This window comes from Shewanella corallii (assembly GCF_023349125.1).
In the GTDB taxonomy this organism is placed as follows: Bacteria; Pseudomonadota; Gammaproteobacteria; order Enterobacterales; family Shewanellaceae; genus Shewanella; species Shewanella corallii.
Genome location: NZ_JAKIKT010000006.1, coordinates 276,375 through 300,554 on the forward strand (window position 1 = coordinate 276,375; position 24,180 = coordinate 300,554).

Genomic DNA, 24,180 nt, shown 5'->3' on the forward strand with positions numbered 1-24,180 from the left:
ATGTCACCTGAGACTGAGCGTCCCCTTGAGTGGGAAGCTCAGCAGTTGGAAAAAGCGCGCAAGGCAGCCGCTGATACCCGTGACAGAGAACAGAAAGTACTTAAGCGCCAGCAGTCAGGTGACTGGGAACAGGCTCAAAAAGAAAAGGCTCAACAGGCTGCTGATGCCAGAGCTTCCCGGGAGCAGAAATATCTTCAACAGGCTCGCGATGCCGCGGCGAAAGACCGTAAAATAGAAGACAAGTCAGATCAATAATCAGTGAACCCTGTGTCTTCTACCTCCTATTGCTGTCCGCTGTGTCACAGTGAACAGCTCTTTCTTTTTTGTCAGGACAAGCGCCGTCACTATTTCCGCTGCAATGTGTGCGCTTTGGTGAGTGTCCCCCCTAGCCAGCATTTGAACGCGGAAGCGGAAAAAGCACAATACGACAAGCACGACAACTCAGTGGCTGATGAGGGTTACAAGACATTCTTGCGGCGCACCTGGACCCCTCTGAAAAGTTGTTTGCAGCAAGGTTATGGTCCGGACCTGTCCGCTTTACAGGGGCTGGACTTTGGCTGTGGTGAGGGCGCGGTGCTGAGCCAGCTGGCTGCCGATGATGGCGCTGTGATGGCCAATTACGATCTCTATTATCATCCGGATACTCAAGTGCTTGAGGGCAGGTATGACTTTATCACCATGACAGAGGTGATAGAGCATATCGCTGATGCGGCAGCCATCATCGATAAGCTGGATACCCTGCTTAAGCCGGGTGGCACGCTGGCGGTAATGACTAAACGGGTACTGGATGCTGATGCCTTCAGTCGCTGGCATTACAAAAATGACGTTACCCATATCTGTTTCTATTCCGACGAAACATTCCATTGGCTGGCAAAACGACAGGGTTGGCACTGTGACCTGATCGGAGCCGACGTGGTATTGCTGCACAAACCCTGATACTCGGGCCTTGCTGTCTACTTGTGCCACTTAGGGTGGCGCTGTCCGCTGTCACCATTGATTACAAAAAATCAGCAGTCGGCTAAATTTTATCCTTGATTAACAATGCGCCTTGGCTTTTTATGGTGCATTGGAATTGATGCCTTATGGCAAATATACAAGGATCGACGATGAAACCTTTATGGATTGGCCTGTCTCTGGCTGCGGCCATCGGCATGGGGGAGTCCAGGGCGACCACTGCTGAGGATATCGCCAGCTTTACCCTGGATAATGGGATGAAAATTATGGTGTTGGAGGATGATTCTATCCCCAATGCCAATATGTACCTGTTCTGGAAAGTGGGCTCCAGAAACGAAGTCCCCGGCATTACCGGTATTTCTCATTTCTTCGAACATATGATGTTTAATGGGGCCGAAAAGTATGGTCCCAAGATGTTTGACCGCACCATGGAAGCCGCAGGTGGTGCCAACAACGCCTACACCACGGAAAATATCACTGTTTATACCAATTGGTTTCCGGCGGGAGCTCTGGAAACCATTTTTGATCTTGAGGCAGACAGAATTGCCGATCTGGATATTAATGCAGAGATGGTGGAAAGCGAACGTGGCGTAGTGGTCTCAGAACGCCTGACCGGATTGGAAAACTCCAACTGGCGAGTGATTCAGGAAGAGGTGAAAGGTGCCGCCTTCCGTGCTCACCCATACTCCTGGTCTGTTATTGGTCATGAGTCCGATATCGCCGCCTGGACGCTGGAAGATCTGCAGCAGTATCACAAGACTTACTATGCGCCCAATAATGCTGTGGTGGTTATTGCAGGTGACGTGAAGCTGGATGAAGTCAAACTGCTGGCGAACGAGTATTTTGCCCCAATTCCCGCTCAGCAGCCCCCCAGAGAAGTGAAGACGGTCGAGCCCGGGCAGAAGGGTGAGCGTCGGGTGTTTGTCAAAAAGGCGTCTGTCAGTACCCCAAATGTGATGCTGGCTTACCATGTGCCAGCGACTTCAGATCCTGATTACTATGCGCTGGATCTATTGGCTGCCATTTTGGGCGAGGGTAAAAGCTCACGTCTGTACCAGGGGCTGGTGAACGAACAGTTGGCACTTGGCGCGGATACCTATATGCCCAAGACGTTTGATCCCAACCTGTTTTACTTCCTCGGTGTTGCTGCGCCGGGAGTGAGTGCCGATAAGTTGGAGCAGGCGATGTTGGCGCAGGTTGCTGCAGTGGCAAAGGATGGTGTGACCCAGGAAGAACTGGATAAGGTGAAGAATCTGAGGTTGATGGACTTTTACCGCACCATGGAAACCATTAACGGTAAAGCTAATACCATAGGCACCTATGAGCTGTATTTCGGTAGCTATGACAAGCTGTTTAATGCACCGGATGCCTATGCCAAAGTGACCCCGGAGGATATTCAGCGAGTGGCGCAAAGCTACTTTACCCGTGCCAACCGTACAGTCGGTGTTCTGGCTGCTGAGGAGGAGCAAGATCAATGAGGATGATGAAACAAGCCGTAATGTCGGCATCGGTTGCCCTGGCGCTGTCCTTAACCGCCTGCAGTGCGACTCAATCAACAAAGGCTCAGCCAGAGCCATCCCAGTCCGGCTTCCAAATGCCTGCCTATGAGCAGCTTCAGTTGAAAAATGGCCTGACACTGATGTTGATGCCGCAGCATGAAGTCCCTTTGATTACCGTCAATGCAGTGGTGCGTGCAGGCAGTGTTCAGGACACAAGCTCTGGTTTGGCATCGCTGACCGCTAAAAGTCTGCTGTTGGGTAACAGTCTCAAGTCAAAGGCAGATACCGAGCTGCTGGTGGACAGCCTGGGTGCCAGCCTGAATGCCAATGCAGGCAAAGAGGGAAGTTATATCAGTGCAGACTTTATGGCCCGGGATGCCAAGGTGATGTTGCCACTGATCAAAGCTGTATTGCTCGAGCCCAGTTTTGACTCTGCCGAGTTCGACAAACTGTTGCAGCGGGAAGTGGCTTCGCTGACCCGCGTAAAAGAGAGCCCAAGAGCTGTTATTGGCAACTATTTTGCTGCCCAGCTTTTTGGCGAACACCCCTATGGCAATCCGACGTCCGGCGACAGTCAATCGCTTGCCGGGATTTCCAATCAACAGGTTAAAGCTTTTCATCAGAACTTTTATCAGCCGGCAAATACCGCCATTACGGTTGCCGGAGACTTTGAGCTGGCGTCCATGAAAGCCTATCTGCAAAAACTGTTTGGTGATTGGGATACCACTTCCATGGCGACTCAGGTGGAGCTGAATCCTGCGCCCGCGCCGACTAAAGCTAAAGTACTGCTGGTGGATAAGCCCGATGCCATAGAAACCACATTTGTGATTGGTGGAAAAGGGATTAGCCGTGATGATCCTGATTTTGTCGGTCTGCAGGTTATCAATACTATTCTGGGAGGGCGTTTTACCTCCTGGCTCAATGATGAGCTAAGGGTTAATTCCGGCCTGACCTATGGTGCGGGTTCCCGGTTTACGCCATACCGTGATGATGGTCTGTTCTTTATCAGCACTTTCACCCAGACTGGCACGACCGCAGAAACCATAGATTTGGCATTGAAAACATACGACAAACTTTGGCAGCAAGGCATAGATCAGGCCACGCTGGATTCTGCCAAAGCCTATGTAAAAGGTCAGTTTCCGCCCAGGTATGAAACCAGCGGTCAGCTGGCGGGCTTGATGGCAGATATGTATTTGTATGGGTTTGATCAAGGTTTTATCAATGACTTTGAAGCCAGCGTGAATGGCTTAACTTTGGATGATGCCAAGCGACTGATTGAGAAGCACTTCCCAAGAGAGAATCTGCAGTTTGTCCTGATTGGTAATGCGGCGGAGATCGCTCCTGTTGCGGCCAGGCATGGTGACGTCAGACAGGTTGAGATGACTGCGCCCGGCTTTGCCCGATAGCTGATACGTTAGTTTATAAAGGGAGCCGCGGGCTCCCTTTATTTTTGCTTATGCCGACTTTTTACAAGGTTTTTTTCTACTTATCCGTGACATTGTCGCAAGTGTTCTACACTTAATGTGTATCGAATTCCGATGATCCTGATGGAACTCTGGTTGAAGTCAGGATTTAAGTGCAGACAGGGAACGGATAATGGCAGATTTGGATTTAGGACAGGGTAACCTGGATACTGCAGGGCACATCGAAGGTGCTGACCCTCATACAGTGGATTGGATCCATATACACGAGACAGTGAAGTTGTTGCTGCTGTCGATGGCGCAGATAGAGCTGACATTAACGGATGGAGACCACAATGTCACAGGCCTGGGGCTTCTCTTTACTGAGATGGCAGGACATCTGCGTGAGGTAAATAAACACCTGAGGGATACTCCGGATACACCGGAGGAGATTATGCAGCATGGTAATGTGCTCGAGTCAAAAATCAACGAAGGGGTTATCGCCTTCCAATTTTACGATCGTTTGTCTCAGCGTCTCGAACACGTTGTAACTGGACTGGAACTGGCAGAGGATATTCTGAGCGACGAAGTGCGTCGTATCAAGCCACAGTCCTGGAAGGCGATCCAGAAAGAGATAAAGATGAATTACTCTCTTGAATGTGAAAAGAAAATGTTTGATCTTGTTATCCAGGGAACCCCCCTGAGTGAAGCCCTGGCGCTTTACCGGGATGAGCATCTGGAACAAGACGATGATATCGAACTCTTCTAAGGCACTTCTTCTTTTGGCTGTGGTTGCTATGCCAGCCACTGCAGAAAAAATCCCACTGTTTTCTATGTGTAAAGCCCTGTCAGGTCACTGGCAGGGCTATTCCGCTGATGCCGGCCAGGCGCCCGGACAGGTGCAAATGCAGGGAGTATGCAGTGAGGATAACAGGCAGCTGTTTTTATCCGTCACTGTCGCGGGGGACAAGAGTGAATCCTGGTGGTTCAGTGATGTTGGCTCACATATCCGACTGATTATGGATAATGGCGTGGGAGAGCCTGTCGTTCGCGAGTTCAGTCTGTACCGTCAGGGCAAGGGCTTTTCCTTGTTGGGGCAGGGGCAGGTAACAGAAAGACCAGCCATGGTCAGACTGGTCTTTGATGCTCAGGATTCGGGGTGGCGCTGGTTGCAACAGGTACAGTTTCTGGATGATGACTATGCCGATTACCAGGTCCTGCGGGGGATTGAGTTACAACCCGTCTTATAACGCGCCCGGATAGTTGAGTTGGCGCAGCGCTTCATAGCTGATAATTGCCACGGCATTGGACAGATTCAGGCTGCGGCTGTCAGGCAGCATAGGGATCCGCAATCTCTGATCTGCTGGGATACTGTTGATGATATTCATGGGTAACCCACGGGACTCAGGGCCAAACAGCAAGACATCACCTTCCTGATAAGTCAGTTCTGAATGGGGTCTGCTGCCCTTGGTGGTGCAGGCCATAATGCGCTTGCCAATCATAGCGGTCAGAAAGGCTTCGAAGTTTGCGTGTCGGGTGACATTGGCCATATCCCGGTAATCCAGTCCGGCCCGTCGCAGTTTTTTCTCCTCAAGATCAAAGCCCATGGGTTCAATCAGGTGAAGCTGACAACCGTTGTTGGCGCACAGTCTCATAATGTTGCCGGTATTCGGGGCGATTTCTGGTTCGTATAATGCGATGTGAAACATAGTCTGAACGTTTAAACAGCTGTAAGTTGGGGAGATTATATCACCAGCCCTGCGCCGGGTGGTTCCAGGCCGTAAAATTATGTGCCTGTCACAGCTTGGAACTGATTCCGACTGTAGTATCTTTGCTTTATTGTAGCTATCGCTAATACTCAAGCAGCCATTGCCGAGTATCAGACTTCTTTCAGTGCGCTCAAGCGCCCAACCCGAGAGACTCAGATTATGGTTAAAGCCCTCCTGCTCAACCAAGAAGACAAGAAAACCATTGCCCAGCTGACCGAGATTTCAATCGACGACCTGCCTCAAGGTGAGGTGCTGGTTGATGTTGCCTGCTCTTCCATTAACTACAAAGATGGTTTGGCGGTAACAGGTAAGGCACCGGTAGTAACTCAATTCCCTATGGTTCCCGGTATTGATTGTGCTGGTACTGTTATTGAGTCCACTGACGAGAGATATCAGGCGGGCGACAAAGTGATTCTGACCGGGTGGGGTGTAGGCGAAGGCCACTGGGGTGGTATGGCTGAAAAGGCCCGCTTCAAAGCTGACTGGCTGGTCCCTATGCCTGCCAACTGTGATGAAACCAAAGCGATGCAGATTGGTACTGCTGGTTTGACGGCCATGCTGTGTGTACAGGCGTTGGTGGATGGTGGCGTGAAGCCAGAGTCCGGCCCTGTATTGGTTACCGGTGCCAGTGGTGGTGTAGGCAGTGTTGCCGTGACTCTGTTGGCCAAGCTGGGATATGAAGTGGTTGCCAGCTCTGGTCGTGTGGAAGAGAACAGTGAGCTGCTTAAAGCACTGGGTGCCTCAAGTGTGCTGGATCGCAGTGAGCTGGATCGTGATGCCCGTCCATTGGAGAGACAGCTGTGGGCTGGTTTGGTCGATACCGTGGGTAATAAGGTCCTGGGAACTGCGCTGTCGCAAATGAAGTATGACTCAGTTGCCGCGATTTGCGGTCTGGCCGGTGGCTTTGCTCTGCCAACAACTGTGATGCCATTTATTCTGCGCGGTGTGCGCTTGCAGGGTATCGATTCAGTTTATTGCCCATTTGCCAAGCGTCAGGCAGCCTGGGAGCGCATTCTTGAAATCCTGCCTGAAAGCTTCTTTGCCCACGCCTGCAATGCCATCAGCCTTGAGCAGGTGGAAGAGTACGCCAACAAGATTATCCGTGGTCAGGTAACCGGGCGGGTACTGGTTAAGCTGTAATTTTGGAATATGTTGAAAGAGCGGGCTATGGCCCGCTTTTTTTATATTCATGGTTAGTACGGGCTTATTTATGCCTCGCTAATTTATAAGTCACTTCTTTAATTTCTAGTGCCAATCATGACAAATTGGAATCCATTCCATTTTCCTGCCCGATAGACAAGTTTTAATGATTCATGATGTTGTTCTTATATTTTTGAATAATTAAATCTCATTACTTTGTATTTACGCTTTATTCTCAGATTGGAAGCCATTCCAAGATTACTATCCTCTCAGACACAAGATTAAAGCCTGATAATTAACGACCTCCATATTGTCAGTGGCCAGGCGCTATTCACTTCGTCATCAAATAGCGCATTGCCCGGGGAATATTGAAAGTCTGACTGACGTATCCCCCTGCTTCAACTGTGTCGACAAATATAAGCTGAGTTGCTTCAGCATAAATGGATGGGGCTCAGGTGAATAACCTGAGATGGCATCGGTGGCAGCAACAATTCATCAGGCTGAATATGCAGTATGAATGATGGCTGTCCAGAGGCTTCAATTGATGAAGGTATGATATGGAAAGACGTAATTTTCTGAAAATGGCAGGTATTGGCGCCATTACCATGGGAACTGCACCCGCTGCGTTTTCAGCCACAGTATGCGACAAAGATGTGGCTTTTGATAAGAGCTACGATGTGGTGATTATCGGCTCTGGTTTTGCTGGATTATCAGCGGCCATTGAAGCCAAACGCAATGGTGCCAAAGATGTCGTTATCTTTGAAAAACTGTCTATGTTTGGGGGTAACTCTGCCATTAACGGTGGTCTGTTCGCTGCGCCAAATACTCCTATGCAGGCCAGAGAAGGAGTTAACGATTCCATTGAAACCATGGTTCAGGATCAATTGACTGCTGGCCGTGGTATTGCTGATGAAGCTCTGCTGCGCCATGTTGCCACCAATGCTGCCGAAGCGCTGCAGCTGACCATTGAAGCCGGTGCCGAATATCATCCATACCTGCAACAACTGGGTGGTCACTCTGTTGCGCGCACCTATCAAACCAGTGTGAGTTGTGGTGCCGGTATCACTCAGCCATTGTTGAAAATGGCCCGTAAAGAGGGCGCGGTAACTCAAAACCGTGCCAAGTTTGAAGGTTTTATCCTGAATGCCAACAACCAAGTTGTCGGTGTGAAGATCCGTGAAGGCTATTACTTCGGTCGGGAAGACTCAGGCAAGGTGATAAATGTTAAGGCTAATCGGGGCGTCATTATGGCAACCGGCGGCTTTGCTCAGAATATCAAGCTGCGTATGGCTCAGGACCCGACCCTGAACCACGAAGTGGGCTGTACCAACGTGGAAGGTTCAACCGGTGAAGGCATGCTGGCCATGTTCAAACTGGGTGCTGTCCCGGTACACCTGGCTCATATCCAATCCGGCCCGTGGGCGTCACCTGATGAAGGTGGTTTCGGTTACGTGTCCAACTACTCCATCTATAACTTCCCTCACTCAGTGGCCATTCACTGTGCCACGGGCAAGCGTTTTATGAACGAGATTGCTGACCGCAAGACTCGTGCGGACGCTGAACTGGGATGTCGTGACCAGGATGGCAATCCACTGCCTCCAATCATGATCACCAGCTATGAGCACGCCAGTCAGCACCCTAACTGTAAGAAAGTTCTCAAGTACAACGTGGGCTGGAAGTTCGACTCTCTGGAACAGATTGCCGAGCGTTTCAATGTGCCGCTGACGGCGCTGGAAGAGCAGATTACCGAGTACAACGGTTATGTGAAGGCGGGCAAAGATCCTCAGTTCGGCAAGATCATGGATATGGCCAAAGACAAGTACATCAAGGCGCCATACACGGTTGTGCGCCTGTGGCCCAAAGCTCACTACTGTCAGGGCGGCGTACAGGTCAACGTGAATGCTGAGGTGCTGGACAGCATGTCAGGTGAGCACATCAAGGGCTTGTATGCTGCCGGTGAAGTAACCGGAGGTGTCCATGGTGTGTCCCGTTTGGGTTCCTGTTCCATCCCTGAATGTATGGTGATGGGTATGACCGCTGGCCGTAACGTGATGAAAGGATAAGCAAATGAAACTGGTTAAATATTTCGCATTGGCGGCAATCGTTCTCAGCGCCAGCACAGGGGCATATGCCAAAGATATCAAACCCTGGCACGATGGATTCAAGTGTAAGGATTGTCACGATCAGGGCCTGAAATCTTTCCCTTCTGATCAATCCTGTCTGCAGTGTCATGATGTAGATGACCTGGCTGACGCTACCAAGCGCGGTGGTGATGAAGAGTGGCAGAACCCACATAACAACCTGCACTATGGTAAAGAGTTACCCTGTATCGAGTGTCACTCTGAACACCAGAAGCCTGAGACCTATCAACCTCTGTGTCTCGACTGCCACACCTTCAAATATGAAAAGTTCAAAGGCTGATTAATGCCTCAAAGGCCGCTTCCCACAGCGGCCTTACTTTTTACCTCTGACCTATTCCGTATGGCTGATTCATTCAGCCTGGGGACACTTATGCTTAAAAAAACGATTCTGTGTGCCGCAATGGCAATACCTTCTTTTTCCGGCCTGGCCGTTGAAGCCGGAAATATCTATCAGGGAGATATGCAATCTCCGGTATTTGAGTGCCGGGATCAGGTCCACGCCCAATATTCTGCCGAGGAGCAGAAATTGGTGGATACCCTTTGGAATGAAGCCCTGATCTATCTAAAGACCTATGCTGATGCGCTGACCACAAGTACAACTGCGGACTGCTTAAACTCTGACATCGCAGTGTATGAAACTACGACTCCCGGATTCTCCAGAATGTGCATTATGGAGAATGAGGATATGAAGAAGATGGTTAAGCACATCTACCAAATCGTAAATAATCCGGATGCGGCGAAGAGGTGTTTCGCTCCCCGCAAAGGCGAGTCCTGGCTGACTATGCCTGACGCTGGCGTGTTGGCACAATCTCCTGTGGCTCAGTGGATCGACAGACCGACTATCAGTGAGTATATGGACTCGGTGGAAACCAGCGAGAATGCCCGTATCCACGGCCAGGTATTTGCCCGTCACTTTTCCGAAATGGCGACCGGAGACGATATCGTGATGCCAAAAACGTTCGCCCGGGATATATCAGCCAATGCGTTGCCAAACCTATGGGCTTCTGTGGGTTGGGTACCCATGTATGCAGCAGACAGTGAGCGTAATCAGCGCAACTTCGACAATATCCGTGGCGGCTATGCTTACGCTGAGATTCTGGGGCATTGGGGATTGCTGCGTATTAATGCCATCAACGGCGAGCCAGTTGGGGCTGAAGTGGGCATGGTGATGCAGCAGGTCGATACCTTCTACCCATATCATAATCATGCGATTTCAGAGATTTACTACACTATTCGTCAGCCAGCCTGTGCCAATCAATTCAAAACCTTTGCGGTGCAGGAAGGTAACTCTTTAGTGAAGACAGTGTCTGAAACTACAGATATTCGGGAAGTGGAACTGGATACCAACTATCACAATGAGCAGTCGGCATGGGCCTCATCTGAGCCACTGACGGACCCGTTGACCTATTTTCATGCCAACACCATTCATGCATTTGAAATCGATGGTGATTGTGAGGCCCGGCCTCATGAGAAAGCGATAGTGACAGTGTGGGCGCGCAGTAATGCCAACAGGGAACACAATGACTATGGCAACACCCGCCTGTGCGAGTCGGCTGAAAATCCGAATACGCCAGCCATTCGCGGACAGACTATTCGTTGTGATTTAACCAAGCAGAAATGGTAATGAAGCCGGTTTGATGTAATGGGTTTTACCGCTAAAAAGCTGGCACTGAGTGGCCAGCTTTTTGTTTTCGGGTTACTTGCCGCCAAAGCCTTCGGTGCTGGCTTTGATGATCTTTTTCAACTGCTGCAGCTGCTCCGAGTCATTGTTGTCTGACAGGTAAATTGACTCATTAAACAGGGGCAGTTCCGGCAAGCCAAACTCTGCAGCTGGCAGCACCTGCATTTTGTCATTGATACGAAACTCTGCGATTGGAGCGACAGCGATATCATTCTCAACCGCTTCACACAAAGCCTGTGGTGACGGTGTTGTCAGTACAATGTTTAACGGCGGCTTATCGAGCTTATGATTGGCAAATACCTGAGCGCGAATAGGGCAGTTTTCCGGATACAGGGCAATAGGCAACGACGAGTTCAAGTGTGCGCGGCCTGATGCAGAAGCGACCCAGAGGAAGCGGCGGTCAAACAGTTTGCAAGCCTCGGCAGGCTCTTGCCAGTGAGTCGCGATCACCATATCAAACGCACCCTGATGCAGGCGCTTAAGCAGGTTACCACTTACGTCTGTATCTATACTCAGATTTATCTGGGTGAACTCCCGGATAAACTCCATCAGCAGCGAGTCGAGGTAACGACTGACATAGTCCGTTGGCATGCCCAGACGAATGGTGGTGCGGCGATTTGTGTCTGATAACGGCGCTGAATCCAGCAAAGCGATTGCCAGGTTGCGCAGGGTATTACCTTTCGCCGTTAAAGTCAGTTCGTTGTTTTCACAATTGTCGAATAACTTGTGGCCCAGGTTTGATTCCAGTTTTTTTAAACTGTCGACCACATCATGTTTCGATATTGATAATAACTCTACAGCCTTATCAATATTCTTTAAATCTGTGACAGTTTTAAAAAATCTCAGAAGAGCGATCTTGTCCATAAGTTAACAGTGAATTTAGACGTGATATAATTATCGCCTAAATGCATGGACAGTGAAAGAGATAGAGCCTGAGCGAAAATTAATTCGACTTGAGCTTGATCACATATGAGTAGTTGGGAACAAAGAGAACGTTATTTAATCGATGTTGCTCAGCGATATCTACAGGGACATAAAGTGTTTGATTTATGTCGCTCCCACCTTGTGGCTGCCAGTCAGATATCCAGAGGTACTGTCTATAATCATTTTCCATCAGAGGCAGATCTGGTGGTGGCTGTGGCTGCCGATACCTATGGCAAATGGCTTAAAGCCTGCGACGTCGACCGGGCTGAAATTGCAGACCCTTTACTTTGCTTCCTGATCCATCACTGCAGAAAACTTAAAGCCAACCTTGAGTTTCAATGGTTTACCATCGTGCGAGTGATGCCAAATGAAGCGCTGTTGGCACAGGCCTCCGCACCATTTGTGCAGATGTTCAATCAGCAATTTCAGGACTATGTTGCCTGGAACCGGGAGATGATCCGCGCCATTGGCGAACTGGATGGTTACGACCGAACCCAACTGGTGACTGACTTTATTCGCGGTAATCTGATCAATTCAGATGATGCCAGGTTGGCGCACAACAATGTGGCTGTATACCGGCAGTTTTGTTATGCCCTTATCCAGCTGCTGGGTCAATCGGACCGAAAAGTTCCAGAAGACAGTGAGTTAAGTGCATTGTTGCACCTATCAGACGCCTAAATCATCGGCAGTTGCAACCTGACTCGGAGCCCGTGTGGCGAAACATTTTCGGCAGTGACTCTGCCCTTATGGGCCTGTATGGCAGCATGGGTGATAGCCAGACCCAGGCCCCAGCCTCCGCTTTCTCTCTCTCTGGCGCTGTCGGGTCGATAGAAAGGCCTGAATATCGCTTCCAATTCCTCAGCCTTGATTCCCGGACCATCATCCTCAATCACGATTTCAAGCTGATTTCCGGACTGCATGGCAGTCAGGCTGACTCTTGATGTGGCGTAGCGAATCGCATTTCTCAGCAGGTTCTCCACTGCCCGGGAAAGGCTGCGGGGATCGTGCTTCAGACTCAGGTTTTCAGGGATATCAATATAGAGCAACTTAAGCTGCTGCTCGGCTTCAAACTCGGCATCATCCAGCACCTGACTGAGGGTTTCTGACAACTCCAGGTACTTCATATTGTCCGACTGACTGGTCTTTACCCGTGACAGCTCAAGCAGTTCACTGATCAGCAGTTCGAGCTGTTCTGCCTCATAGCCAATTCTGTCGACTTCAGTCCCCTCCAGCCCTTTTTTACGGGCCAGGGCCAGTGACAATTGCAATCGGGTCAGTGGTGTACGCAGTTCATGGGAGACATCGCTGATTAGCCTTTGCTGACTGTTCATTGTGGTCTGGATGGCGTCGGCCATGGCGTTAAAGGCCTGAGCCAGTTGCCCCACCTCATCCTGACGGCGGGCGGTGCGTTTATCGACCCGGCAATCCAGATCCCCCTGAGCCAACGACTCAGCACTGGATTTGAGTTGTCTTAACGGTTTGCCCAAATGCCATGCCAGCAGGGCACAGATAATACCGGACAGCGCGATCGCCAGGATCAGAGTCGCCATTTTATTGTTGGCCAGAAACAGGAACCAGGGGCGAGGATGGTGTGCCGGTACCTTGCCGATAAGGCTGTATTGCTTGCCCTGAATCTCAAATTGATAGGGGCCAAACACCAGATCTTTTTTGAACTGATGGCTGATGGGATGCCCGGCATCCTCGGCCATCAATACGAAGTGGCGCATCATACGTGAGCTGCGCTTACCATTGATAAACTGGCCATCCTCATTCATCAGATAAAAACGTATGGGACGGCTTTCCCCCTGACGCCTGCCACTCCAGCGGTGCAGAAAGTCCCCGGGTTGCCGAATCGCTTCCTGCTGCAACCAACCTGCCGCACCCGCCAGCAATTTTTCCAGCTTGGCAGGCAGGGGGGCTCTGTCATGGTTTTGCTGCAACATGGGCAGCAGCACCACTATGGCAATAATCATCGAGCTGCACAGCCAGAAGCCCAGCAGCAGCTTGATAAAGATCTTGTTGGGCGTGAAAGACAGTTTCATTGACCTTAACTCAGGGGATCCAGATATAGCCTTTGCCACGAATGGTTTTCACCCTGGGGCGTCCATCGTCACGGGCAGGTAACTTTTTGCGCAGATTGGACAGATGCATATCCAGAGAGCGGTCAAAGGGCATTAGCTTTTTCCCCAGTACCTCTTCACTGAGCACCTCTTTGGTCATCAACTCACCGGCGTTATTGGCCAGGGAGTAGAGCAAGCCAAATTCGGTGGCAGTCAGCATCAGCAGTTTGTCGTTGCAGTAGGCTTCCTGACGGGACTGATCCAGCAGCAGATCGCCCAGCATCTGACCGTGAGGGTTTTGCAACTCCTGCACGCTCAGGCCAGAGCGACGGATAATGGCCCGTACCCGTGCAACCAACTCTCTGTCGTTGAAGGGTTTTGGCAGGTAGTCATCGGCGCCGATTTCAAGTCCCACTACCCGGTCGATCTCATCGCCCTTGGCGGTGAGCATCATTACGGGAGTTTGCTTGTGCAGACGCAGCGCTTTGAGTACTTCAAAGCCGTTGAGTTTAGGCAGCATGACATCCAGTAGAATAAGATCAAAATCGCAGCTCAGTGCCAGGTCCAGACCTGCCTGGCCATCATGCGCTATGGTGAGTTTGAATCCTTCCAGCTCAAGCAATTGTCCCAGAAGTTCCGACAGCCCAAAATCGTCATCGATTAGCAGAATCCGGTTCATTTGTTTCCTCGTCACTTACTCTTTGATGCAGTATACAATTTTTACAGTCAATGGAAGTCAGAGTTTGTAAGTCAAGGTAAAGGTCACATCGATTTACACTCATTTACCTTCCTATAACCCTCATTGACTCTTGGGTGTTTAGACTGGCTTCGAACTCCTGAAAAACCCGAGGTGAACTTATGAAAGCATTCAATCTGAAATCTATCGTACTGGCGACAGTCACTGGCGTTGCTTTAATGTCTGCTCCGGCAATGGCCGGTCACCATGGTGGTGAAGGTCATCATCAAAAAGGCGGCCATAAGATGAAGCGCTGCGACCTGATGGGACATGGTATGTTCCGTGGACTGGATCTGACCTCTGAACAGAAAGATCAGATCAAGGCTATGGTAAAGACTCAAAAAGAGGAAGTCAGGGCCAAGCGCAACTCTGAAGAAGGTAAGGCTTTCCGCCAGCAGATGAAAACCCTGATCACCTCTGCAGAGTTTGACAAGGCCCAGGCCGAAGAGCTGATTGCCCAGAAGCAGGAAAAACACCAGCAAGGCATGTTGATGCGTCTGGAGACCCAGAACAAGATCTACAACATGCTGACATCTGAGCAGCAGCAAAAACTGCAGAAACGTATGGAAAAGTGTGCCAGTCGAGCCAAAGGCAATTGATTCTGAGTTAAAATAGCGTCAATAACTCTTCCCGACTCAGTGCATTATTGACGTTATGACTGAAACTTCCCAATACGATTATTGGGTCAGGCTGGCCAGCCGCGCCTCTGTGGCGACTGCCCTGACCCTGATCGCCATTAAGCTGTTTGCCTGGTTGTACTCAGACTCGGCCAGTATGCTGGCTTCTCTGACCGATTCCTTTGCCGATGCGCTGGCCTCAATCGTTAACCTGATTGCCATTCGCTATGCCATTGTCCCTGCGGACAAAGACCACAGATATGGTCACGGCAAGGCAGAGCCTCTCGCTTCTCTGGCGCAGTCCGTGTTTATCCTGGGTTCAGCCGTACTCTTGCTTATCCATGGTATTGAGCGTTTGGGAGAGCCCCAGCCGCTGGAACATGCCAGTGTGGGTATTGTGGTTTCCATTATTGCGATTGCACTGACGCTGGCGTTGGTGATGTTGCAAAAGAAGGCACTGGATGCGACCGGCAGTACCGTTGTTGCCGCTGACTCTCTGCACTACAAATCCGATCTTTTCCTCAATGCCGGTGTCCTGCTGGCACTGGTTCTGGCCAGTTTTGGCTGGTTGTGGGCCGATGGTCTGTTCGCCCTGCTTATCGCCGTTTATATCGGTTATCAGGCTGCTGAGCTGGCCTATGACAGTGCCCAATCATTGTTGGACAGAGAGCTGGATGCTGAAACCCGTGAGGAGATAGCAGCTTTGGTGACTCTGGATGCCAGAGTGAAAGGTTTCCATGACCTGCGTACCCGCCAATCAGGCAAGACCATGTTTGTGCAATTGCACCTGGAGCTGGATGGCCAATTGACCCTGCATGAAGCGCACGAGATAGCTGATGCCACGGAAAAGCGTATCCGCAACGCCTTGGGTGAGGCGGAAGTGCTGGTACATCAAGACCCAGTGTAATCCCGACAATAAGCCACGAAGAACACGAAGAACACGAAGAACACAAAGAAAAGCTTAAGCTCTGCCTTCGCGTTCTCTGTGTAGCGAACGGAGAATGCGCTTCGTGGCTAAATCCTGCTGTGGCTCAGGCGTATTCCATTGCCAGCTCTTTCAGCTTGCGGGTGAGGGTATTACGGCCCCAACCCAGGCAGCGGGCGGCATCCTGTTTATGTCCATGGGTGTGCTGCAGCGCAGTTTCCAACATGATGCGCTCAAAGGTGGGCATCAGCTCATTCAACAGGTCAATATCACCTGCCTGTAAGCGCTCCTCTACCAAAGTTCGCAGAGCTGACTGCCAGTCTGTGGTGGTGGCCTGATTACTGTGAACCACCACGGGGTTTTCCAGTAGTTCAGGTGGCAGATCCTGAGGCAGGATCTCCTGTCCCGATGCCATCACTGTCAGCCAGCGGCAGGTGTTTTCCAGTTGCCTTACGTTGCCCGGCCAGTCCAGCTGCTGCAGTTTGACCGCGGTTTCCTTCGCCAGTGATTTACCTTCGACTCCCATCTCGCGGGCGGCAGACGCCAAAAAGTGGGTGGCCAGTTGTGGAATATCCTCACGACGCTGTGACAGAGGAGGCAGGTGTACCCGAATCACATTGAGACGATGAAACAGATCTTCCCGGAACTGACCATCAGCTACCCTTTGCTCCAGATTCTGGTGGGTGGCCGCGATAATCCGGACATCAACCTGTACCGGTGAGTGTCCACCCACACGATAAAACTGCCCATCGGCCAGTACCCTTAACAGTCGGGTCTGTACATCCAATGGCATATCGCCAATCTCATCCAGAAACAGGGTGCCGCCATTGGCCTGCTCAAAGCGCCCTTGACGTACAGAAGCTGCGCCGGTAAAGGCGCCTTTCTCATGGCCGAACAGCTCTGACTCAATCAGATCCTTTGGGATCGCAGCCATATTCAGGGCGATAAAGGGCTTTTCTTTACGTGGACTATGCTTGTGCAGCGCCCCTGCGACCAGCTCTTTACCTGTACCAGACTGACCATTAATCAGTACGCTAATGGAGGAGCGGGACAGGCGACCAATGGCTCGAAACACCTCCTGCATAGCCGGAGCTTCACCGATAATTTCAGGCGTTTTAACTTCAGGTTCGACAGGCTGGCTTTGTACCTGTTCTTTGACATGACTGAGGGCGCGTTCGACCAGTGCGATGGCTTCATCGATATCAAAGGGCTTGGGCAGATATTCAAAGGCCCCGGCCTGATAGGCGCTCACTGCACTGTCGAGATCTGAGTGGGCCGTCATGATGATCACAGGGATCTCAGGATAGTGAAGTTGCAGCCGCTCCAACAACGTCAGACCGTCGGTGCCAGGCATTCGGATATCCGAGACAATCACTCTGGGCTTCGATGTCTCCAGTGCCTGCCACAGAGACTCGGCCGCGGCAAAGCTGGCACTGGTTATTTTGGCGCCCTGCAGCGCACGCTCCAGTACCCAGCGAATAGAGCTGTCATCATCGAGTATCCAAACCTGCTCGCTCATAAGCTCTCCTCTGTTTTGGCATAAGACTGGCTGCCAAGTGGCAGCAACAAGGTAAATTCGGTATGGCCCGGGTTGGACTCGCAATCGATACGACCACCGTGCAGCCGGGCAATATTATGGGCAATGGACAGACCCAGGCCTGAGCCTGTGTCACGGCCGGTGACCATGGGATAGAACAGGGTATCCATCAGGTGGGGGGGAATACCCGGACCATTGTCGATAACCGACAGCTCCAGCACCAGCCGATGACGTATTGGGCCTATGGTGACCTGATGCTGGGTACGGCTGCGAATGCAGATCTCACCACCTTTCTCTGCCAGCGCTTGCATGGCGTTTTGCACTATGTTGAGCAAAGCCTGTTGCAGCTGGTCGGCGTCCATGTGCATATCCGGGATTGACGGATCATAGTCCCGTTTCAGCTCGATATTGTCAGGGCAGGTGACTCTCGCCAGTTGCAGTACCTTCTCTGATACCTGATGGATATTCTGCACGCTATGAGGCGTAGGCTTTTGCGGACCCAGCAACCTGTCAACCAGAGTACGCAGCCGGTCAGCCTGCTCGATAATCATGCTGGTGAACTCTTTCAGGTGCGCTTCCTGCAGCTCTCTGGATAGCAGTTGGGCTGCACCTCGCAGGCCACCCAGTGGATTCTTGATCTCATGGGCGAGGTTACGAACCAGGAACTGAGCTGCCTGCTGTTGCGCATCCTGACTCAGCTGCTGATGAATGCGGCGCTGTTGGTCAACCTGCCTGAGTTCCAGTAGCCCAAAGGGACCCTGCACTCCGGGCAGAGGGCTTTGTTCAAGTGGGATTAGGGTGATATCGACCGTGTGGTGGCGCCCATCCAGACTGATCAGGCTGGCGGTATTGATGGTAAGCCCCTGAGCTTGTATGACAGCTTCTTCGAGTCTGTCAGTGCTGACACCCAATTGTTCACACATCTCAATCAGAGGGCCCTGAGTCAGGCGGTGGGTGCCGAGCCCAAACAGCTGTTCAGCGGCCGTATTGGCATAATGGGTCAACAGTTGCTGATCTATCACCAGAACAGCGGTAACCATATGATTAAGCAAGATTGTCGGAGAGATATTTGTCATCCATTATCCACTGATTGATTGCATGCACCACAATGGTGCACCACATTGGTGCAGTCTGCAAGTGAACCGGTCTGTTATGACCTGCTTGCGGAATTATGTAATGCAATGAAATATAAAGACTTAATTCAGTATCCTTCCCTGGCTTCAAGTTTTACCCCGTGTACTTAACTGGTTTTACGCGGGATAGTACAACTCAATGCAAAACAACGGCCGCTTTGACAGCGGCCGTTGATTTTTATTTGGTGGAGGGGCAGCTCCGCGCCCTGAAGGCACGGGATAAATGCCGGTCTCAGTTGGACCTTGGTTGAGGTCTGGGTGGCTTATAGGTTGCGCGGTGCAGGAAGATGACTCTGGGCTCAGTTTCTGTCAGTGTTTGTCCCTGGGCGTTAAGGGCTTTTACCGCAATTGTGTGCTCGCCTCTGTCTATGCCTCTGAGCTGGAATACAGGACGAGCCCGGGGACTTCCCCACTCTTTACCATCCAGCATCAGTTGAAAGCGGCTGCCATTTGGGGCTTCAGGGGTCATCATGGCGCTGACGCTGAAGTCACCATTATTGTTGCGCACCGTTGCTTCCTGCTCCGGAGTACTGATCTGCAGTTGGTATTGAACTGCCTCAACTTCTGTCGGTTCTGAGATGCGGATCGGCTTGGGCAACACCACGGTATTATGGGTATTGTCTTTCAGCTCAATCTGCTGAGCACCTTCAACCGGGGTATCGGAATAGTGAACGTTTCCGTGTTCATCAACCCACTTATACACCGCGGCGCCAACAGGAGTGCTGAGCAGCAGGAGGATCAGGAGTGGATATTTCATATGTCAGTCCAGTGATTGCCTTACTGTTCAAGATTAATGGCTTTTGTGGAAAAAATCACCGCCCGGCAATAGGATAATTGCGGTTTAAGTGCAAAATTGCGCTACAGTGGGGGCGGGCTGGAACATTGGCTTCAAATTGCAAGCCTGCCTGACTTGAGTCAGCACTCATTTACCTCTATCTTACCGCACACTCTGAGACTTTTTGCCTGTGGCGACAGGGGGCAGACACAGGCGGAAAGAGTATACATATAACAAAATAGCAGGAGACTGTGATGCAGCAGCAAGTGGATTCGGGACAGTCGAAGGGAGCTGTAACCCGAATATTGAACAGTATTGAGACTGTGGGCAATAAGTTGCCCGATCCGGCGGTAATTTTTCTGGGGGCCATGCTGATAATCTGGGTATTGTCGGCTGTTTTTTCCCAGTTCCAGTTCGATACCATAGATCCCCGTACAGGTGAGGCTCTGGTGGTACATAACCTGATGACAGGAGATGCTTTTGCCAACTTCCTGTCATCCATGGTCACCACTTTTACCGGTTTTGCACCTTTGGGCGTGGTACTGGTTGCCATGTTGGGTGTGGGCGTGGCCGAGCACTCAGGCTTTATCAACACAGGTTTGAAGCTGATGTTGAAAGTGACGCCGGCCAAACTGCTGACTCCTTCCATCATTCTGATTGCTATTGTCAGCCATACGGCGACCGATGCCGGATATGTACTGGTTATCCCTCTGGCGGGCGTGATCTTCTATGCTATGGGACGTCATCCTCTGGCGGGTATTGCCGCAGCCTTTGCCGGTGTGAGTGGTGGTTTTGGTGCCAACTTTGTTCCCTCAGGTCTGGACCCATTGCTGCAGAGCTTTACCCAAAGTGCGGCTCAGATTATCGACCCTGAAATTGCAGTAAACCCGCTGAATAACTGGTTCTTCACCTCTGCATCCAGCTTGTTTATCGTGCTCTTGGGTTGGTATATCACTGACAAGATTATTGAGCCACGCCTGCAGAATACTCAGGTGGATGGTGATACCAGCTCCTTGCCATCATTTGATGAAGTGACCGCCAAAGAGAAGCGCAGCTTCCTGCTGGCTTCCGGCGTTATGATTGCCGGTCTGGCATTGCTGTATCTGGCCAGTGCACCTGCAGATTCTCCAATGCGTGCCGCCAACGGTGATCTGACTGATTTTAAAGCGCCTCTGATGCAGTCCATCGTGCCTTTGATTTTCCTGCTGTTCTGGATCCCGGGCGCGGTTTACGGCTTTACCGTCGGTACTTTTAAAGCCACTAAAGACATGATCGATGCCATGAGCAAGTCTATGGGCAGCATGGCTTACTATATAGTGATGGCCTTCTTCTGTGCCCTGTTTATTGCAGCTTTTGGTAAATCGAACCTGGGTGCGCTGCTGGCGATTGAAGGTGCGGAAGTTTTGAAGGCGATGGCACTGCCATCCGGCATCACTATTGTCGGAATTATCCTGCTGACCGCTTTTGTAAACCTGTTCGTGGGTTCAAGTTCCGCCAAGTGGGCACTGCTGGGTCCTATCTTTGTTCCTATGCTGATGCAGCTGAATATCTCTCCGGATCTGACTCAGGCGGCCTACCGCGTGGGTGACTCCAGCTCCAACATCATTACACCTCTGATGCCTTACTTCCCGCTGGTGGTGGTGTACTGCCAAAAGTATGTGAAGAACACAGGTATTGGTACCCTGATCGCCATGATGTTGCCATACTCCATTGCCTTCTTGATCGGCTGGACGTTGTTCCTGTTGGCATACTGGGGGCTGGGTATTCCACTGGGTCTGCAGGCAAGTTACAGCTACGGTTTGTAAGCAAACTGAAAATTGGCTGCTACACTGAAAAAGAAACGCCCGCGAATGCGGGCGTTCTTGTTCCTATTCTTTATTGTTAAGGCTTAATTGCCCTGAACCATCCAGTGATGGAGTATCTGGCTCCCTGAGCAAAGGGGGATACATAGCTGACCGAATGGGGGTGCTTTACGTCAAACAGCACCATATTATTGAACCTTGGTACCCAGGTATCGGTTAAGCTGCCATCCTGCTTATAGAAGTGCAGTAATCCACCCCAGTCAGGATGCCACCTGGGAGTAAAGCCCATCACGAACGCAACCCTTCGACCTTCCTGCTCATATACATCATTGTGTCTTGTTAGGAAGTGCCCCGGTAGATAGCGCGTAGCCTGGGCGGAGGCATAGATAATGTCCTGATGACCCGTAAGCTCTTTTATTGTGTTGAGGACTTCAGCTGTGTTCAGCAGTGTATGGGCTTGTTTGATTAACTGTGGGGTGGGTTTACTGTATTGACGCCCGAGCAAGTGACTGTTGTAAAGAAAACCAACACCCTGAGCGGCATGGTTCATCATGCTTTGGTGCATTTGCTGACGTTCCTGATTTGACATGCCTTTAAGTTGGCTGTCTGTCAGCCTGATAGAGCTACCATTGGCATGTAAGGCATGGTCAAACTCAGTTTGGTTACTCAGGGCATCCAGCAGGGTTTCGGCCCCGTTGTTCTTCCAAACGTTTGAAATATTTACCCGGTTATCAACTTGATATTCAGACCTGAGTTCGGCCAACCGGGATCCAATATCCAACTCCAACATTCTAAATTCCCTTTAAACACTGTGTTATAAGCAAGATACAGGATCCCTGTCCCGGTTAAAACTAACTGCGTTTTCGCCAGATACTCATTTCCGACAGGGTATGTTGGTATTTGCGGCGGGTTTCGCGGATGACAAAGGGCACTTCCCGCACGGCAACCAGTTCAAATTGGCCGATAAGCGCCTCAGTCAGTCCCTCCAGCGTGGTAAAGTTCTCGCCATTCACCTTGATGCCCCCCAGCCACTTATCTTTCGGGGTATAGTCGCCCAGCCAGGTGTATGGCGAGGTAATAACCAGATAGCCGCCGTTGTTGATACGCTCAGCAATGCTGTCAAGAAAACGCCTGGGATCGTTAAGCCTGTCGATCAGGTTAGCGGCATACACAAGGTCATAACCTGTGAACCTGGGCTTGAGGTTACAGGCATCTCCCTGCACAAAGTCAATTTTGGCCGCGATAGCTTCATATCCCAGCTGTCTGAGACTGATGGACTTGAACTCCACCAGTTCACCCTCTGTGGGTATGGTGTACCGCTTCTCGCCTTGCTCAACCAGATCATAGGCCTGGGAGATAAACCGGGCCGAGAAATCTATGGCATCTACATGGTCAAAATGGTGTGCCAGTTCAAAGCTGGCCCGGCCCACCGAGCAACCTATATCCAGCGCTCTGGCGGATTGCTTAAGCTGGATCTGCTCCAGTGCGGTAGCAACTCCTGCGACACAGAAGTTGGGGACATTGAAGTACTCTTTGCCGTAATGAAACTCCAGATACTGGGATACCAGCTCATTTGTCTCATAGGGATTAAGGCACAGGCCTGCATCGGGACTTTGAGCAGACTCCACATACCTGAAACCTGCATGTTGGTAAAAGTGTCGACGGAAGGCGTAACGGCAGGAGCTGATCGCTTCATTCCCTGTGGAAATCCAGCTGCCACCCTTTATCAGATTGTGTTTACCGTCGAATGTAGGTGTAGAGAAGTCATCATACAGAGGGTGAACGTCAAAACCTTCAAAGCCATCAATAGCCGTTTCTGTCCATTGCCAGACATTACCGACCAGGTCGTAAAAACCCTGTTGTTCAAACCTGTTCACCGGGCAGGAAGAGGCAAAGTGATTGAGGGCGATATTGGCGCTGGGATCCTGCCAATCATATGCTTCACCCGGTATTTGTTGACGCAATAGGTGCCACTCAGCTTCGCTGGGCAGTCGCACCGGTGCCTGCAGCTGTTCTGCTTTCCAGTTGCAGAAGGCCTTAGCCTCAAGTTGGTTGACCTCGACCGGCCAGTTGAGGGGCAAAGGGATCTCTTCCGTCAGGTTTCGCTGCCATATTCCGTCTTGCTTTCGTATCCAGAATCTGGGGAGCTCTGCCCTGGTGTATTCCAACCAGGCCTGACCTTCACTGTCCCAGTACCTTGGCGTTTGATAGCCTCCCTCGTTAACAAACTGCAGAAATTCACCGTTGGACACCAGATATTGTGAGGCCTTAAAGTCCTGCACCTTTATCTGGCGTTGACCAAACTCATTGTCCCAGCCATAGGTTTTATCTTCTGTGTTTTTCCCCTGCAGTACTGTACTCCCACTAACACTGAGCAGTTTGTTTGTGGGAGCTTCTCCTGAGTCTTTGCAGGCGGGCCAGTCTGAGCTTGATTTGAGGTAGTTAAGTGGTAATTGACGAATGATCACCGAGGAGGTTTCCAGGTGGATCCTTTCATGCTCTATGCCCATAAGAATCACCCAGGCAGGGGAGTCCTGAGTAATGGGCAGATTCAATGGCATGGATTCAAGCCATTGGTTTATCTCAGACTTAACTTGATCTCTGTACTCTTTAACAGCCTGGACACTGGGCCATTTGTAGTGGTTTTCGTCCAGATCATCCCAGGACATCTCATCCACACCTATGGCAAACATAGACTCAAATTCGGGGTTTATTCTCCGTTCAAAATATTTGCCGAGTTTGAGCTTATTAACGAAGAAAGTGGCTGTGTGGCCAAAGTAGAAAATCAGGGGATGTCTCAGGGGCTCAGCTTTCAGGTAGAAAGCCTCATCTGAATTCAGCACTGAAAACAGCGACTCGTATTGCTGCCAGGTATGATTAAAGCGCGCTTGCAGCTCCCTTCTGGTCTGTTGTTCGTCCTGACCATCAAGCCAAAGTGTGTGGTTGAGGGGGGAATAGTCCAGCATGGCAGCTCCTTTTACTGATAATAAAAGTCCGATTGCAAACGGCTTGGTCAATGTATGTCGGATTTGGATGACACTTTGATGGTACCTGGAGGTACTACGCAGTTGACCGCGTTGACACCCT

23 protein-coding genes are annotated in these 24,180 nt (G+C 50.9%); 14 read left to right on the forward strand and 9 right to left on the reverse strand.

Annotation, left to right across the window (positions count from 1 at the left end; translation table 11 throughout):
- The 6 genes from L2725_RS16015 to L2725_RS16040 all read left to right on the forward strand — a co-directional run bounded on the left by L2725_RS16015 (position 1) and on the right by L2725_RS16040 (position 5,103).
- Positions 1–255 (forward strand): hypothetical protein, encoded by a 255-nt coding sequence (locus L2725_RS16015; RefSeq protein WP_249249844.1) that lies wholly within the window; start codon positions 1–3, stop codon positions 253–255.
- 12 nt (positions 256–267) lie between these two features.
- Positions 268–936, forward strand: a complete 669-nt coding sequence (locus L2725_RS16020) for a class I SAM-dependent methyltransferase (RefSeq protein WP_249249845.1) — start codon at positions 268–270, stop codon at positions 934–936.
- A gap of 170 nt (positions 937–1,106) precedes the next feature.
- Complete coding sequence (locus tag L2725_RS16025; RefSeq protein WP_249249846.1) at positions 1,107–2,432, forward strand: M16 family metallopeptidase; 1,326 nt, start codon at positions 1,107–1,109, stop codon at positions 2,430–2,432.
- Entirely contained in the window at positions 2,429–3,859 is a 1,431-nt protein-coding gene (locus tag L2725_RS16030; RefSeq protein WP_249249847.1) for a M16 family metallopeptidase, read from the forward strand. The genes L2725_RS16025 and L2725_RS16030 overlap by 4 nt, the downstream gene beginning before the upstream one ends.
- 190 nt (positions 3,860–4,049) lie before the next feature.
- On the forward strand, positions 4,050–4,622 hold the full coding sequence (locus tag L2725_RS16035; protein ID WP_249249848.1) for a hypothetical protein: 573 nt from the start codon (positions 4,050–4,052) through the stop codon (positions 4,620–4,622).
- 28 nt (positions 4,623–4,650) lie between these two features.
- A complete protein-coding gene (locus L2725_RS16040) occupies positions 4,651–5,103 on the forward strand; it encodes a hypothetical protein (protein ID WP_249249849.1) in 453 nt (150 codons plus the stop codon).
- Here L2725_RS16040 and trmL read toward each other — a convergent pair.
- Positions 5,098–5,562 (reverse strand): tRNA (uridine(34)/cytosine(34)/5-carboxymethylaminomethyluridine(34)-2'-O)-methyltransferase TrmL, encoded by a 465-nt coding sequence (trmL, locus tag L2725_RS16045; protein ID WP_248936980.1) that lies wholly within the window; start codon positions 5,560–5,562, stop codon positions 5,098–5,100. The genes L2725_RS16040 and trmL overlap by 6 nt on opposite strands.
- A gap of 219 nt (positions 5,563–5,781) precedes the next feature.
- Between trmL and L2725_RS16050 the strand changes: the two genes are divergently transcribed.
- From L2725_RS16050 to dddY, 4 genes are all read left to right on the forward strand, one after another.
- Complete coding sequence (locus L2725_RS16050; protein ID WP_249249850.1) at positions 5,782–6,762, forward strand: MDR family oxidoreductase; 981 nt, start codon at positions 5,782–5,784, stop codon at positions 6,760–6,762.
- Between the two features lie 557 nt (positions 6,763–7,319).
- Positions 7,320–8,825 (forward strand): acrylate reductase flavoprotein subunit ArdA, encoded by a 1,506-nt coding sequence (gene ardA / locus L2725_RS16055; RefSeq protein WP_249249851.1) that lies wholly within the window; start codon positions 7,320–7,322, stop codon positions 8,823–8,825.
- A 4-nt stretch (positions 8,826–8,829) separates the two neighbouring features.
- Complete coding sequence (locus L2725_RS16060; protein WP_115136383.1) at positions 8,830–9,183, forward strand: cytochrome c3 family protein; 354 nt, start codon at positions 8,830–8,832, stop codon at positions 9,181–9,183.
- Positions 9,184–9,273: 90 nt separating this feature from the next.
- Positions 9,274–10,527, forward strand: coding sequence for a dimethylsulfoniopropionate lyase DddY (gene dddY / locus L2725_RS16065; protein WP_249249852.1), 1,254 nt, complete (start codon positions 9,274–9,276; stop codon positions 10,525–10,527).
- A 72-nt stretch (positions 10,528–10,599) separates the two neighbouring features.
- Here dddY and L2725_RS16070 read toward each other — a convergent pair whose 3' ends face one another.
- Complete coding sequence (locus L2725_RS16070; RefSeq protein WP_249249853.1) at positions 10,600–11,448, reverse strand: LysR family transcriptional regulator; 849 nt, start codon at positions 11,446–11,448, stop codon at positions 10,600–10,602.
- Positions 11,449–11,553: 105 nt separating this feature from the next.
- Between L2725_RS16070 and L2725_RS16075 the strand changes: the two genes are divergently transcribed.
- Positions 11,554–12,186, forward strand: a complete 633-nt coding sequence (locus tag L2725_RS16075; protein ID WP_249249854.1) for a TetR/AcrR family transcriptional regulator — start codon at positions 11,554–11,556, stop codon at positions 12,184–12,186.
- Here L2725_RS16075 and L2725_RS16080 read toward each other — a convergent pair.
- Both L2725_RS16080 and L2725_RS16085 read right to left on the reverse strand, forming a co-directional pair.
- Entirely contained in the window at positions 12,183–13,550 is a 1,368-nt protein-coding gene (locus tag L2725_RS16080; protein WP_249249855.1) for an ATP-binding protein, read from the reverse strand. The two genes, L2725_RS16075 and L2725_RS16080, sit on opposite strands and share 4 nt — an antisense overlap.
- Positions 13,551–13,560: 10 nt before the next feature.
- Complete coding sequence (locus L2725_RS16085; RefSeq protein ID WP_249249856.1) at positions 13,561–14,247, reverse strand: response regulator; 687 nt, start codon at positions 14,245–14,247, stop codon at positions 13,561–13,563.
- Between the two features lie 179 nt (positions 14,248–14,426).
- Here L2725_RS16085 and L2725_RS16090 point away from each other — a divergent pair, with 179 nt between their 5' ends.
- Positions 14,427–14,903: a Spy/CpxP family protein refolding chaperone gene (locus L2725_RS16090; RefSeq protein ID WP_249249857.1), complete on the forward strand. Its 477-nt coding sequence runs from the start codon at positions 14,427–14,429 to the stop codon at positions 14,901–14,903.
- Positions 14,904–14,958: 55 nt separating this feature from the next.
- Positions 14,959–15,828: a cation efflux pump FieF gene (fieF, locus tag L2725_RS16095; protein WP_249249858.1), complete on the forward strand. Its 870-nt coding sequence runs from the start codon at positions 14,959–14,961 to the stop codon at positions 15,826–15,828.
- Between the two features lie 124 nt (positions 15,829–15,952).
- Here the strand turns inward: fieF and glnG are convergent, their stop codons facing one another.
- The 3 genes from glnG to L2725_RS16110 form a co-directional block, all read right to left on the reverse strand.
- Positions 15,953–17,365, reverse strand: coding sequence for a nitrogen regulation protein NR(I) (gene glnG, locus L2725_RS16100; RefSeq protein WP_249249859.1), 1,413 nt, complete (start codon positions 17,363–17,365; stop codon positions 15,953–15,955).
- Positions 17,362–18,459, reverse strand: a complete 1,098-nt coding sequence (glnL, locus tag L2725_RS16105) for a nitrogen regulation protein NR(II) (protein WP_249249860.1) — start codon at positions 18,457–18,459, stop codon at positions 17,362–17,364. Before glnL ends, glnG begins: the two co-directional genes overlap by 4 nt.
- Before the next feature lie 289 nt (positions 18,460–18,748).
- Positions 18,749–19,273, reverse strand: coding sequence for a DUF4124 domain-containing protein (locus tag L2725_RS16110; protein ID WP_249249861.1), 525 nt, complete (start codon positions 19,271–19,273; stop codon positions 18,749–18,751).
- A gap of 272 nt (positions 19,274–19,545) precedes the next feature.
- On the opposite strand from L2725_RS16110, the gene L2725_RS16115 reads away from it, so the two are divergent.
- Entirely contained in the window at positions 19,546–21,096 is a 1,551-nt protein-coding gene (locus tag L2725_RS16115; protein ID WP_249249862.1) for an AbgT family transporter, read from the forward strand.
- Between the two features lie 76 nt (positions 21,097–21,172).
- On the opposite strand, the gene L2725_RS16120 is transcribed toward L2725_RS16115, so the two are convergent.
- Complete coding sequence (locus L2725_RS16120) at positions 21,173–21,883, reverse strand: 2OG-Fe(II) oxygenase (RefSeq protein WP_249249863.1); 711 nt, start codon at positions 21,881–21,883, stop codon at positions 21,173–21,175.
- Positions 21,884–21,944: 61 nt separating this feature from the next.
- Positions 21,945–24,059 carry a 5-histidylcysteine sulfoxide synthase gene (gene ovoA, locus L2725_RS16125; RefSeq protein ID WP_249249864.1) on the reverse strand — a complete coding sequence of 705 codons (2,115 nt, stop codon included), beginning with the start codon at positions 24,057–24,059 and terminating at the stop codon, positions 21,945–21,947.
- Between the last annotated feature and the right edge of the window lie 121 nt (positions 24,060–24,180).

Bases quoted from the DNA above. Each gene is read 5' to 3' on its own strand.
- L2725_RS16025 (WP_249249846.1), top strand. From the start codon at position 1,107: ATGAAACCTTTATGGATTGGCCTGTCTCTGGCTGCGGCCATCGGCATG.
- L2725_RS16070 (WP_249249853.1), bottom strand. From the start codon at position 11,448: ATGGACAAGATCGCTCTTCTGAGATTTTTTAAAACTGTCACAGATTTA.
- L2725_RS16060 (WP_115136383.1), top strand. From the start codon at position 8,830: ATGAAACTGGTTAAATATTTCGCATTGGCGGCAATCGTTCTCAGCGCC.
- L2725_RS16035 (WP_249249848.1), top strand. From the start codon at position 4,050: ATGGCAGATTTGGATTTAGGACAGGGTAACCTGGATACTGCAGGGCAC.
- glnG (WP_249249859.1), bottom strand. From the start codon at position 17,365: ATGAGCGAGCAGGTTTGGATACTCGATGATGACAGCTCTATTCGCTGG.
- L2725_RS16115 (WP_249249862.1), top strand. From the start codon at position 19,546: ATGCAGCAGCAAGTGGATTCGGGACAGTCGAAGGGAGCTGTAACCCGA.
- L2725_RS16040 (WP_249249849.1), top strand. From the start codon at position 4,651: ATGCCAGCCACTGCAGAAAAAATCCCACTGTTTTCTATGTGTAAAGCC.
- L2725_RS16090 (WP_249249857.1), top strand. From the start codon at position 14,427: ATGAAAGCATTCAATCTGAAATCTATCGTACTGGCGACAGTCACTGGC.
- ovoA (WP_249249864.1), bottom strand. From the start codon at position 24,059: ATGCTGGACTATTCCCCCCTCAACCACACACTTTGGCTTGATGGTCAG.
- L2725_RS16050 (WP_249249850.1), top strand. From the start codon at position 5,782: ATGGTTAAAGCCCTCCTGCTCAACCAAGAAGACAAGAAAACCATTGCC.
- L2725_RS16075 (WP_249249854.1), top strand. From the start codon at position 11,554: ATGAGTAGTTGGGAACAAAGAGAACGTTATTTAATCGATGTTGCTCAG.
- fieF (WP_249249858.1), top strand. From the start codon at position 14,959: ATGACTGAAACTTCCCAATACGATTATTGGGTCAGGCTGGCCAGCCGC.
- L2725_RS16030 (WP_249249847.1), top strand. From the start codon at position 2,429: ATGAGGATGATGAAACAAGCCGTAATGTCGGCATCGGTTGCCCTGGCG.
- L2725_RS16080 (WP_249249855.1), bottom strand. From the start codon at position 13,550: ATGAAACTGTCTTTCACGCCCAACAAGATCTTTATCAAGCTGCTGCTG.
- trmL (WP_248936980.1), bottom strand. From the start codon at position 5,562: ATGTTTCACATCGCATTATACGAACCAGAAATCGCCCCGAATACCGGC.
- glnL (WP_249249860.1), bottom strand. From the start codon at position 18,459: ATGACAAATATCTCTCCGACAATCTTGCTTAATCATATGGTTACCGCT.
- dddY (WP_249249852.1), top strand. From the start codon at position 9,274: ATGCTTAAAAAAACGATTCTGTGTGCCGCAATGGCAATACCTTCTTTT.
- L2725_RS16110 (WP_249249861.1), bottom strand. From the start codon at position 19,273: ATGAAATATCCACTCCTGATCCTCCTGCTGCTCAGCACTCCTGTTGGC.
- L2725_RS16120 (WP_249249863.1), bottom strand. From the start codon at position 21,883: ATGTTGGAGTTGGATATTGGATCCCGGTTGGCCGAACTCAGGTCTGAA.
- L2725_RS16085 (WP_249249856.1), bottom strand. From the start codon at position 14,247: ATGAACCGGATTCTGCTAATCGATGACGATTTTGGGCTGTCGGAACTT.
- L2725_RS16015 (WP_249249844.1), top strand. From the start codon at position 1: ATGTCACCTGAGACTGAGCGTCCCCTTGAGTGGGAAGCTCAGCAGTTG.
- ardA (WP_249249851.1), top strand. From the start codon at position 7,320: ATGGAAAGACGTAATTTTCTGAAAATGGCAGGTATTGGCGCCATTACC.